The organism is Streptomyces sp. NPDC024698, from assembly GCF_055559015.1.
On sequence record NZ_JBVHLK010000049.1, the window covers coordinates 1 to 11,341 of the forward strand.

Here is an 11,341-nt window from a genome sequence, read left to right on the forward strand (position 1 = left end):
ACCACGTACACCTGCTCGTGCACTACCCGCCGAAGATCGCACTGTCGAAGCTGATCAACAGTCTCAAGGGAGTCAGCTCCCGGTACCTGCGGGCGCAGTACACCGGCCGGATCAACAGGATCGGCATGGGGTCCGTCTTCTGGTCCCGCTCCTACTTCGCCGGGTCCTGCGGCGGAGCGCCACTGACTGTGATCCGTCAGTACATCGAGAGCCAGAAGCGGCCTGTCTGACCGCCACCACGAGGACGAAGAACACTCCGGCGCTTCGCGCCTCCGCATCGAGGATGCGTTTCCCTCCCCGGCTGAAACCGGGGATACCCACGCAAGATCAGGGATGGTCATCAGCCGTGCGGGGATCCTGGTTCCCGGCGCAACGGGAGTCCTCGGCACTGCCCTGGTACTGCGGCTGCACGAGCAGGGTGCCGCCGTGGCCGTTGCGGGACGCGACCGCGAAGGCCTCGCCCGCGTGTCCCGGGCCTGCGGCGACGCCCCCGCCCGCGCTTTCGACGCGTACGACCTCGAGCAGTGCGCACGCACGGTGACATGGGCCGCCGGGGAACTCGGCGGGCTGGACGCGGTCGTCGTCTGCGTCGGCGTCGCCGTCTTCGGACCGGCCGAGTCGGTGAACGACGCCGTGGCCGAGCACCTGTTCACCGTCAACACGCTGGCTCCCGTGGCGTTTTTGCGAGCCGCCCTTCCCGTCGTCAAGCCCGGCGGCGTGATCGCGGCGGTCACGGGCGTCGTCGCCGACTCGCCCTCGGCGGGCATGGCCGACTACTCCGCGTCGAAGGCGGGCCTGGCCGCGTGGCTCCGGGGAATCCGGCGCGAGCAGCGGGCGTCCGGGGTCGCGGTGCTGGAGATCCGTCTGCCCCACGTGGAGACGGGATTCGCCGGCCGAGCCGTTCTCGGAACGCCTCCCGTGCTGCCGGCGGGGCTGCCCGTCGCCGAGGCGGTGGACGCGATCGTCGCCGCGCTCTCGGCCGGCGCCCCTCTGGTGAAGCCGGGCCGTGACGCCCCGCTCGACGTCGAGCGGTAGGGCGGGCGGCCGAGGAGCAACCGTGCCCGACAGTGGATCGCCCCGCCGGTATCACCGGACCATGCACCCCGTGGAGCCGGTGACCCCTCGCGCGCCGCGGGAATTGCGGCGCACCCTCTTCCGGCAGAACTGGCGCGACCTGGTGTTCCTGCACTGGCCTGTAGACCCGTTCCCGGTGGCCGGGCTTCTGCCGCCCGGAACCGTCCCCGACCTCCACAACGGCCGCACGTACGTCGGCCTGGTCTTCTTCCGTATGCGCGATCTCGCCTTCGGCAATGCCCCGGCGATCCCGTATCTCGGGTCCTTCGACGAGGTGAACGTACGCCTCTACAGCCGGGACGCGCTGGGGCGCCGCGGAGTGGTGTTCCGCTCGCTGGAATGCGACCGCCTGGTGCCCGTCCTGGCCGCCGACGCGTCCTTCCGGCTCCCGTACCGGTGGTCCCGCATCCACAGCCACTGGTTCGACAACCGCCTGCTGTACCGGACCAGCCGCCGCGGAACACCGAACGCCGGTGCTCGCGTGTGGCTGGAGGTAACCAGCACCCCCATGACGCCGGACCCCGTCGAGGAGTTCCTCACGAACCGCTGGGGACTGCACGGACATGCGTTCGGGCGCTCCTACTACCTCCCCAACACCCACCCCGAGTGGTCCTTCCGCCGCTGCTCCCTGCTCGACTGGGACGACTCCCTCATCGCGGCCGCAGGCCTGTCCCGGCCCGAGGAAGCGCCGGTCAGCGTGTTGTACGCACCTGGTGTGCCGGTGCGGTTCGGAACACCGGTATCGCTGCCCGGCCTCTGATGCGTCTGCGCCTGAGGCCGTTGGGCGTGCCGTGCCGGTGCCCGCTCCCGCATGACCGTGAGCAGACGCGCGGCTCCCCGTCGGGGCCCGCGCTCGGCGACCCGGTCGGCCCCGCGAGTGTCTGCGCCCGTCGTCGATGACCGGCATGCGGGCCGCCCGCGAACGGTCCGCCAATACGACGCACAGTCGATGCAAGTTGCCCGCTGCATCGATATTTCGGATGGTGACAGAGCCGGAATCGCCCCGCGCGAACCGGTGCGCCGGACACCGCAGGCGGTACGACCCACCGTGGTCGCCCCCCTTCGGGGACGTGGCGCAGCCCGCCCTGTTCGAGGAGCAGTCGCCATGACCTCACAGCAGCTGACCGAGCAGCCCCTCAAGGGTCCTGCGCTCACGGTTCCCGTTCAGGAGTCTCTTGGCGAGGAGGAACTCGCCACCGCGTTCGCCGAAGGCGACGAGCAGGCCCTTTCCAGGGCCTATCACCGATGGGGCCGGCTGGTGTACACCCTGGCCCGACGCTCTCTGGGGGACGCGGCCGAGGCGGAGGACGTCACACAGGTGGTATTCCTCGCCGCCTGGCGGGGACGGGCCGGCTTCGCACCCGAACGTGGCGCCCTGGCAGCGTGGATCGTCGGAATCACCCGGCGCAAGATCGCCGACGCGTTGCACGCCCGGACACGCCGGGCCGACCTGGTGGCGGCAGCGGGTGCCGTCGTACGCACGCAGGATCGTGCCGGTGAGCCCGATGCGGTGCTGGACCGCGTCCTCATCAGTCATGAGTTGTCGAAGCTCCCTGCGACGCAGAGGCGCGTGCTCAGCCTCGCCTACTACAACGACCTCACACAGACCCAGATCGCCCAGGTCACCGGCTTGCCGTTGGGAACGGTCAAGAGCCACACCCGTCGCGGGCTGCACGGGCTGAACCGTTGCCTCCAAGACGTGGGGGAGAACAGCCGCTGCTGAGCCCCGTCCGCTGGTTCTCTCGGGTGATACAGGCCTCCGATCCGTGACCCGTTGATGCTCCGCCTTCTCGCGGCGGCAGAGGAGGCGGGGACCCGCTCTTCCTGACCCATCCTCACCCCATCGCGCTCAAGCGTCCGCCGCTTCCACGGCGTTGCTCCCCCGCGAGCCTGTCCGGTAGCAGCATCATCCCGGGGTGGTCATGTCTACGCTGGCGGCGTGACACTGGTGTGGGTGACGGGCAATTCAGGCACCGGCAAGTCCACGGTCAGCGGGGTGTTGCGAGCGCGTGGCTACGTTGCGCTCGACGCCGACGAGGACGGCTTCAGTCGCTGGATCGGCCGAGCCGAGGGCGGGGTTGTGGAGGATCCTCCGTATCCGGTACCCGAGGGCTGGCTCGATCGATACGGGTGGGCGATCGTCCGTGAGCGCGTTGAGACCCTCGCCGAGGAGTCCCGCTTCCGGATCGCGTTCTTGTGCGGGTCGGCGGAGAACGAGGCAGACGTCGGCGATCTCTTCGACCTCATCGTGTGTCTGTTGATCGACGAGAACACCCTCCGCCACCGGCTCGCGACCCGCACAACGAACACCTTCGGTCAGCATCCCGAAGAGCTCGCGGCGGCCCTGAAGTGGAATCCTCGGATGCGAGCGATCTACGAAGGCCGTGGCGCGACGATCATCGATGCGTCCAAGCCGGTGACCGAGGTGGTGGACAGCGTGATCGACGCAGTTCAGGGACTGACAGGGGTCACCCGATAACTCGGATCAAGTCTGCGCGCCGCGTGGTCGCTCGGCGGCGGTGTGGACGGAGCCCTGAGACGCATCGGCACCTTACGGACCCGCGACCGCTTTCAACTCCTTTTTGCCTTTCGCCTTTTTCGTCGCCTTCCCTGCCTGGCCGGGCGGACGGCGTGAAGCTTCCGCCTTCGCACCGCCGTGACCTGCTGCGCCGGGCGGACCTACGCTGCTTGGCGTTGCGTGTACCGAGGCAGCAGACGAGTGGGGGGCCGCATCGACGCCTGATGCGTCGTCCGAGCCGTCAGAGGTGTGGCCGTCGCTTCGCCCCGGCACACCGTCAGTGGGACTGCCGGTGCCGTGACTTTGGGAAGGGATCTTCCCGGCAGGGTCCGTGGTCTTCTTCTTCCGCCCTGCGTCGGGGACGCCGGTGATCCTGGTCCTGCTTTGATCATCGTCGTGTGATGTGGGGTTGCCGGAGACGGCAAGAGCAGTGACCAGGGCCGCTGCCAGAGCAACGCCGGCACCGACGGCCAACGGGCGCTTCCGCACGGCCCTGGTGCGCGCAGCCACCTGTTCTCCGCCTCCGGGCGGCGGGGTGCCGTGCGCGCGGTCTCCTGTCCGAGATCGCGTGTGGCTGGTCACGGAACTCAGGGCGTGCGGCAAGGGGTTGACGGCAAGTCGCCCTGTTTCGGTCGGCTCCGCCAGTGCCCGGGCGCAGTCGTGGGCTGTCGGGCGGTCGTTTTCGTCCAGGGCTGTCATGGCCCGTACGAGGTCGGCGAGTTGTGGTGGCAGGTGGCGGGGCAGCGCGGGTGGCCGGTGCAGTCGTGCGATCGCCGCTTCCAGTGGGCCGCCGTCGTACTCGAGCCGGCCGGTGAGGCATTCGAGGAGTACCAGTCCAAGGGCGTAGATGTCGGCGGGCCGGCCGACGGGCTGTCCGAGGACTTGCTCGGGTGAGAGGTAGGCGGCCGTGCCGATGAGTGTCCCGGTGGCGGTGTGTGTGGTGGCGTCCAGCAGTCGGGAGATGCCGAAGTCGGTCAGGTGGGGCCGGTGAGAAGCATCGAGAAGGATGTTGGACGGTTTGACGTCTCGATGGACGATGCTCGCCTCGTGGGCGTGGGCCAGCGCGTGGGCGAGACCGGAGCCCAGTGCGGCGGTTTCCTCGAAGGACAGCGGGCCTGCGGTGATGCGGCGCTTCAGCGTGGTGCCTTCGATGAGTTGCATGACCAGGAAGACACGTCCGTCGTGCTGTCCGACGTCGAAGGCGGTGACGAGTCCCGGGTGGTTGAGGCGGGCCAGGATCGCGGCTTCGCCCTGTGAGGTCTCCTCCGTGTCGAATCCGGTTTCGGGCCGGAAGACCTTGACTGCCACAGGCCGCCTCAGCCGCAGGTCGAAGCCTCGGTGGACATCCGCGGCGCCCCCCGAGCCAAGGAGGCCGTCCAGACGGTACCGGCCGTTGAGTATGTCTGCGGAGCACCGGGACGCCACGGCCCGGGCCGAGTCACGAAGCCTCATTTCCCTCTCCCGCTGCGTCGAGGGGCAGATGCCCCTGGCGAGCCGTGGCCGACGCGCCGCCGCTAGCAGGTACCCGCAGGGAGCTGGGTTACCCGTCACGCTCGTTCGGGTCGATGCATAGGCCATCGTTCGCGGCATCGGGTGACATGCGCTCGCTCCAGGACGGACGGTTGAGCGACCGACCGGACGCCGTGGCGCGCAGCGCTTTCCAGAGAACTGCTGGAGGCCGGGAGGTGATCATGAGCGGTACCGTTCCACCGGCATCGCGGACGTACTTCCAGAGCGTGGTCCCGCGGACCTCCTGATTGAGACCGGACTACGTGCGGGGCCGACGACGGCCGACGTCTTGCCGCAGGGTCGGATCGGCTCGATCGTCAGCCGGGACGGATTCGTTCACGCACCTTCGTGTTCCACGAGGACTGTCACTGCCCGCTGGAGCGCTGACGCTGCTCGCTCTCGCGCATCTCGCCGGTGTGGCGGCCGATGTCGGTGACGCGGTCCGCGAGGTCGGGATGAGCGGGCCGCAAGTAAGAGGTCGTCTCGGAAAGGGGGCCCAGGAGGTGAACCGGGTCGCCGTCTCCCAGTGCGGAGTGCAGGGCCGCGAGTGCGTCCGTCGCGGTGGCGGGAAGATCCGGCAGGGCAGTGATGGTCCCGGCAAGCTGGCGCAGCGAGGCGGCGTGGTCGTGGGCCCAGGACATGACGGACCGGTCCGCGGCACGCCGGCCTCGGGTGGCCTGCACGCGCTGCTCCTTGGTGGTGCCGGCTTCTCCGGGACGCACGCGCAGGTAGCGGCGCTCGGCGGCCTGGCGGCTGGAGACGCCGAGGGGGTGGGCCAGGTCGGACCAGCTTGCGCCGGCTCCCCGGGCCGTCTCGATCAGCGCGGGCTCCCAGTGGGCCAGTTGTTCCCGTACTTCGCGCAGGAGCAGCAGTGCGGCCATGGCCGGCTCGGGGGCATCGGTGGAGGCAGCGTCGGCGGTTCGTGCCGTCCGGATGGCCTGGGCAATGGCCTCGAGCGCGGTGGCCGTCGCCGCGAAGGAAGCCGGTGCCGCGGGCGGCTCGTCACTCATTCCTTCTCCTTCCCGGGCGGCGCGTTTGTCATCGGTTGGATGACGTGTGAGTTTGTCGTCGTTCGGATGACATGCTACAACGGAGTCAGGTGAAGCGCATTGGCAGCAACTGCCTGAACTCATCTGGAGGTGTTTTCCGTGTTGATGCGCACCGACCCGTTCCGTGAACTCGACCGCCTGGCCCAGCATCTGATGGGTCCGGGAACGTGGTCCCGTCCCTCCGCGATGCCGATGGACGCCTACCGTGACGGCGACCAGTACGTCATCGCCTTCGATCTGCCGGGCATCGACCCCGACGCGCTCGACATCGACGTCGAGCGGAACATGCTCACCGTGAAGGCGGAGCGACGCCCCCTGCCGAAGTCCGAGAACGCCCAGACGGAACTGTCCGAACGGCCTCTGGGCGTCTTCTCCCGCCAGATCGTCCTGGCCGACACCCTCGACACCGAGCGCATCACCGCCGGCTACGAGGCCGGCGTCCTGACCCTGAGCATCCCGATCGCCGAGCGGGCCAAGCCCCGCAAGATCAGCGTCAACAGCACCGGCGACCGCAGAGAGCTCGACAGCTGATTCTCCGGCCGCGCGTCCGCCGACCGGAGCCCAGGGCTTGTTCGCCCACGTCTTCCGACCTGGGCCCCGGCGGCGCCGGCTCCCACGCTCCACACCGGAGAACTGATTCCGCGAGGAGCACGGTTCGCGCTGTTCGCACGGGGCAATCGGTTCACCGCAGCAGGAATAACGGTTCACGCAAGGAAAGTCGTCGCCATGACTCTTCTCTCTCCCCCCGCGCCCTCTGTTCCGACGGCAGTCACCTTCGACCAGATGGTGGAGAAGGTGCGATACGAAGGTGTTTACCCCACTCACCGACAGGCGCAAAACGTCGTACGCCGGGTGCTTGAGGCCCTGGGCCGCCAGTTGACGGGCGACGAACGGGTGGAGCTGGCCGCGCGCCTGCCCCAGGAAGCAGCCGGCTACCTCGTCTCACAGATCCCCGCCGGCAGGCCACTGACCGGCTGGGGTTTCGTGAAGGATCTCGCCGAACGAACCGGCGGCCCCCTGGCGACCACCCGCTGGGATACCGGTTCGGTCCTTGGCGTCGTCGCCCGCCTGGCCGGAGACGATCTCATCGCCCGGATCATCGCCCAGCTCCCTGACGGATACGCTCTGCTGTTCGGACGGGCCCAGCTCGCCCGGGCTGCCTGACAACCGGGCCGGAATCCAGCACCGTTGTCGGACAAGGACGGCAGACGAGACTGCCCGGAACGCTTGCGTTCCGGGCAGTCCGCACAGGGGCGGCAGCCGCGAAGCCCGCGGGGAAGTTGCAGGACCCATCCGCCTCACGCCAGAGCTGTCGGGTTCGCCGATCCGGCAGTCGCCACCACTCAAAAGGCCAGACGGCCACTCAATACAATCTTTCCCATGTCCAAGCCTGACGAGCTGCTCGTTGACATCGCCACCGTGGTGGAGTCCGGGCAGAGCAACCAGATGTCCCTGACCGTGGTCACCGGTGGTGCGGTCATCACCGGCCGGCTGGCTCCCGAAGCAGTGTGGAGACAGAGAGTGTCGGACGTGCTGACGGACTCCGCCCGCCTGGGCGAGTTCTCCGCCGTCTTCGACACCCCCCCGAAAAACGACGGACCGCCCACGCATCTGCACTTCCATGTGGCCCGCATCCTGCAGGGCACGGTCGGAATCCCCGAGACGGGCGGGATGTACCGCGTCGCGATCGCCGACGTCGGCGCCTGGACCATGGGCGACTTCAGCTACTCCGACCACTGAGGAACCACTGCGGCAGGAATCCGCTGCACACGCGGTGTGGGCCCCACCGGTACGCGCCGGTCGGGGCCACCCTGCCATCCAGGTGCCGGCTCGAAGCCGCCTCAGGTCCCGGCAGTTGGTCCGCTGTCCGCGGCGCGGCGGTATTCGGCGTTGATGCGCTGTGCTTCTTCCAGCTGGTCTTCGAGGATGACGATGCGGCAGGCGGCCTCGATGGGGGTGCCCTGGTCCACGAGTTCCCGGGCGCGGGCGGCGATGCGCAGCTGGTAGCGGGAGTAGCGGCGGTGTCCGCCCGCGGAGCGCAGCGGGGTGATGAGGCGGGCTTCGCCGATGGCGCGGAGAAAGCCCTGGGTGGTGCCGAGCATCTCGGCGGCCCGGCCCATCGTGTAGGCGGGGTAGTCGTCGTCATCGAGACGGCCGAACGAGTCGTCTGCGGTCATCGCACCTCTCATGGAACGTGTGGAGGGGCCCTGGCGCTCTTCGCGCCAGGGCCCCGAAGGAACTGCTACACCATCTACCGGCCCTGATACTGCACCGGCCTTCTGTTTCCGCGGGCCCGACCGGGATGCTGTCGGGGGCGCGGGGATCGCGGTTGCTTGACCGGAGACCACCTCACTATCGATGTCCTGCGGTACCCGGGCTCGACACTTGCGCCCGGGCGATCCTGATGGCGCTCGGCCCCTCCGTTCTTTCCCTCGTCGATCAACTCTTACCAAGCGGGGACTGCAACTGCTGGTACTGCTGTACTGCGGCCTGCTGGTGGTGCGAACTGCTCGGCGGCCTGTGACAGCGCCGCACTTCGGCAGCCAGCCCCGTCGCCCGTCCTGCGTCTGCTCTGGCTTGGAACCCCACTGCCGAACCTCCCGGTACGCGCGCCCGCAGCCGGCGCCTTTACCGAGGTGCTGCTCACTGACTTCACTGCTGGGTACTGCGCACTGCACTTGCGGGTACTGCCACTGCATCAACTGCGGTTCTGCTCACGGCGGCCCCTGATCACTGCGGGCCGCCCGGTCCGGTCGTCAGTCCCGTCGCCGTCCTGCAACCACCCTGGCTCCAAAACTCCACCACCGCACCGTCCTGCGCACTGCAACTGCATGTACTGCTCCCGGCAGTTCATGTCTGCCGGGCCCTGCTGTCCCTCTGGGCTACGAGAGAAACCATAGCCACGCCACCATCCAATGTCTACTCCGACCAACATAGATTTTCGCGTGTCCGACAGAGAGGTAGTCGGCCTCGAACAGCTACGGCAAGAGGAGCGGATCCCTCGCGTCAGCGTCGCCACCGTCCGCTCCACGGCATCCGCAGCGGACGCGCGCGTGAGCGCCCGGCGCTTCCTCGATCCGCGTGGAGCCCGGTGCGGCGGGAGGCACTTTCGACGAGAAGGCGCCCTCGAGTGGGCGGCGCGGACGGCTGCGGGGCCGGACAGCACAGATCCCGGCAGCCAACCGACTGCCGGGATCAGGAGTGATACGCCTACTTGGGCTTGATGGCGTCCTTGGCCTTCTCCTTGGCCGCGCGCAGGTCGCCCTTGGACTCCTCGACCTTCCCCTCGGCCTTCAGGGACTCGTTGCCGACCGCGCCGCCGACGACCTTCTTGACCTTGCCCTCGGCCTGCTCGCCCTTGGCCTGAGCCTTCTCGTCCGCAGCCACAACCACTCACACCCTGTCTCACTCGAAATAGGTTCGTCCCCCGTGTCACCCCGGACGCCACCGTTAAACCGGAAGGCTGCCGCACAGATCCGAACTGCGGGCGCCCAAGAGTCGAATTGGATCCACAGGAGTGGAGAGCGATCCGCAGGGCACACGAGGGCTCGGAGGTTGATAACTATGGTTCCTATTCTTCTTGTTCTTCTGCTCGCCCTGATCCTCTTCGGTGCCGGTTTCGCACTGAAGGCCCTGTGGTGGATCGCCGTCATCGTGCTGGTGGTGTGGGTCCTCGGCTTCGTGATCCGGCCCGCGGCCAGCGGCGGCAAGCGCGGCCGCTGGTACCGCTGGTAAACGGTCCTGAACAGCGCATCATCACGGGTGGGGCCCGACGCCGCGGCGTCGGGCCCCACCCGTTTCCTGCCTTCCCGTCACTGCCAGGATGAAAAGTAGTGATTCTGCCGATTCGGGGTACCTGAATCATGGCCGGAGGTGGCCGTGACGCCAGGAACCAGGGCCTCCAGCACGGCACCTCCGGCCATCCGTATTTCGCCTCGGCGTGAATGCGTGGGGCCCGGGAGGCCGGGGAGCCCGGCTTTCCGAAGGAGCGTCACCGAATTTCGATGGTGCCTGCACAAACCGCGGTTCGGCTGCGGCAGGAGCAGAAAATCCCGACAAGGGAGCCGTCCCTTTCGGCCTCACCAAAGAGCAGATCAAGGACTCCCCCGAGTTCCACAAGGACAAGCACGTCGGCGACGCCGGACACCACGAGCGGGTCGGCAGCTGCTACCAGACCCAGCGCGGTATCCGATGTCGAGCACCAGCCCAGAAGTGGGGCCGCCCGGAGACGCTCCGGTCGGCCCCACTTCTCGTGCGCCAGCGACCGCCCGCCAGGCGGTCGCTCGGGTGCGCTGGGTCCGTTCTAAAATCTGCCGGCATGCATTATTCGGACCCGGGTACATCGTCTGTCGCCGGCGCGCACGGGGCCGGTGGCTGAAGGCTGGATCACGCAGGAGGGGCCTGATATGACAGTGACGAAGACAGCAGAGGCACGCACCGCGGTGCTGCCCGAGATCGCGGACCCTTCCCAGATCGCTCCCAAGGACGCCCGGCAGTTGTCCCGGCTGTTCTTCGACCAGCTCGCCGTCCTGGAAGAGGGCACGCCCGAGTACCAATACGTGCGCAACACCCTCATCGAAATGAACATCACCCTCGTGCAGTACGCCGCCGGACGCTTCCGCAGCCGCGGCCAGGAGGAGATGGAGGACATCGTCCAGGTCGGCACGATCGGACTGATCAAGGCCATCGACCGGTTCGAGCTGACCCGCGAAGTCGAGTTCACCTCCTTCGCCGTCCCCTACATCGTCGGTGAGATCAAGCGCTTCTTCCGCGACACCTCCTGGGCCGTCCACGTACCCCGCCGCCTCCAAGAAGCCCGCGTCCAGCTCGCCAAAGCCACCGAAGAACTCCGCAGCCGACTCGGGCGCACGCCCACCACCCGTGAACTGTCCCAGCTGATGTCCCTGCCGGAGAAGGACGTCATCGAGGCCCGAAAGGCCGCCAACGGCTACACATCAACCTCCCTCGATGCCGCAATCACGTCCAGCGAAGACGGCGAGACCGCACTGGCCGACTTCATCGGGGTGGACGACAACGCCCTCGAACTGGTCGAGGACTTCCACGCCCTCGCCCCGATGATCGCCCAGCTCGACGACCGCGAACGCCGCATCATCCACATGCGGTTCGTCGACGAACTCACCCAGGCCCAGATCGGCGAACACCTCGGCGTCTCCCAGATGCACGTCTCCCG

14 protein-coding genes are annotated in these 11,341 nt (G+C 68.2%); 10 read left to right on the forward strand and 4 right to left on the reverse strand.

Features of this window, described 5'->3' with window-relative positions; translation table 11 throughout:
• The 5 genes from tnpA to ACZ4AA_RS38100 all read left to right on the forward strand — a co-directional run.
• Positions 1–230 (forward strand): IS200/IS605 family transposase (gene tnpA, locus ACZ4AA_RS38080; RefSeq protein WP_467613243.1); only part of this gene is annotated, 230 nt, incomplete at its 5' end.
• Positions 231–333: 103 nt separating this feature from the next.
• Positions 334–1,035, forward strand: a complete 702-nt coding sequence (locus ACZ4AA_RS38085) for an SDR family NAD(P)-dependent oxidoreductase (RefSeq protein WP_467613245.1) — start codon at positions 334–336, stop codon at positions 1,033–1,035.
• A gap of 61 nt (positions 1,036–1,096) precedes the next feature.
• Positions 1,097–1,834, forward strand: a complete 738-nt coding sequence (locus tag ACZ4AA_RS38090; protein ID WP_467613247.1) for a YqjF family protein — start codon at positions 1,097–1,099, stop codon at positions 1,832–1,834.
• A gap of 345 nt (positions 1,835–2,179) precedes the next feature.
• Positions 2,180–2,797 carry a sigma-70 family RNA polymerase sigma factor gene (locus ACZ4AA_RS38095; RefSeq protein ID WP_467613250.1) on the forward strand — a complete coding sequence of 206 codons (618 nt, stop codon included), beginning with the start codon at positions 2,180–2,182 and terminating at the stop codon, positions 2,795–2,797.
• Positions 2,798–3,013: 216 nt separating this feature from the next.
• Positions 3,014–3,553 (forward strand): hypothetical protein, encoded by a 540-nt coding sequence (locus ACZ4AA_RS38100; RefSeq protein ID WP_467613252.1) that lies wholly within the window; start codon positions 3,014–3,016, stop codon positions 3,551–3,553.
• Positions 3,554–3,625: 72 nt separating this feature from the next.
• Here ACZ4AA_RS38100 and ACZ4AA_RS38105 read toward each other — a convergent pair whose 3' ends face one another.
• Complete coding sequence (locus ACZ4AA_RS38105; protein WP_467613268.1) at positions 3,626–5,044, reverse strand: serine/threonine-protein kinase; 1,419 nt, start codon at positions 5,042–5,044, stop codon at positions 3,626–3,628.
• Positions 5,045–5,466: 422 nt separating this feature from the next.
• Complete coding sequence (locus ACZ4AA_RS38110; protein ID WP_467613254.1) at positions 5,467–6,111, reverse strand: type III effector protein; 645 nt, start codon at positions 6,109–6,111, stop codon at positions 5,467–5,469.
• A gap of 138 nt (positions 6,112–6,249) precedes the next feature.
• Between ACZ4AA_RS38110 and ACZ4AA_RS38115 the strand changes: the two genes are divergently transcribed.
• The 3 genes from ACZ4AA_RS38115 to ACZ4AA_RS38125 all read left to right on the forward strand — a co-directional run bounded on the left by ACZ4AA_RS38115 (position 6,250) and on the right by ACZ4AA_RS38125 (position 7,890).
• A complete protein-coding gene (locus ACZ4AA_RS38115; RefSeq protein WP_467613256.1) occupies positions 6,250–6,681 on the forward strand; it encodes an Hsp20/alpha crystallin family protein in 432 nt (143 codons plus the stop codon).
• Between the two features lie 252 nt (positions 6,682–6,933).
• Positions 6,934–7,314 carry a DUF2267 domain-containing protein gene (locus ACZ4AA_RS38120; protein ID WP_467613258.1) on the forward strand — a complete coding sequence of 127 codons (381 nt, stop codon included), beginning with the start codon at positions 6,934–6,936 and terminating at the stop codon, positions 7,312–7,314.
• A gap of 216 nt (positions 7,315–7,530) precedes the next feature.
• The gene (locus ACZ4AA_RS38125; protein WP_467613260.1) at positions 7,531–7,890 is read left to right on the forward strand and encodes a hypothetical protein; all 360 of its coding nucleotides are present in this window, start codon (positions 7,531–7,533) and stop codon (positions 7,888–7,890) included.
• Positions 7,891–7,991: 101 nt separating this feature from the next.
• On the opposite strand, the gene ACZ4AA_RS38130 is transcribed toward ACZ4AA_RS38125, so the two are convergent.
• Positions 7,992–8,327: a MerR family transcriptional regulator gene (locus ACZ4AA_RS38130; RefSeq protein ID WP_467613262.1), complete on the reverse strand. Its 336-nt coding sequence runs from the start codon at positions 8,325–8,327 to the stop codon at positions 7,992–7,994.
• 1,033 nt (positions 8,328–9,360) lie between these two features.
• The gene (locus tag ACZ4AA_RS38135) at positions 9,361–9,537 is read right to left on the reverse strand and encodes a CsbD family protein (RefSeq protein WP_467613264.1); all 177 of its coding nucleotides are present in this window, start codon (positions 9,535–9,537) and stop codon (positions 9,361–9,363) included.
• 177 nt (positions 9,538–9,714) lie between these two features.
• Between ACZ4AA_RS38135 and ACZ4AA_RS38140 the strand changes: the two genes are divergently transcribed.
• Positions 9,715–9,885, forward strand: a complete 171-nt coding sequence (locus ACZ4AA_RS38140) for a hypothetical protein (protein ID WP_033279275.1) — start codon at positions 9,715–9,717, stop codon at positions 9,883–9,885.
• A gap of 671 nt (positions 9,886–10,556) precedes the next feature.
• Positions 10,557–11,341: SigB/SigF/SigG family RNA polymerase sigma factor (locus ACZ4AA_RS38145; RefSeq protein WP_467613266.1), on the forward strand; the 785-nt coding region annotated here is incomplete at its 3' end.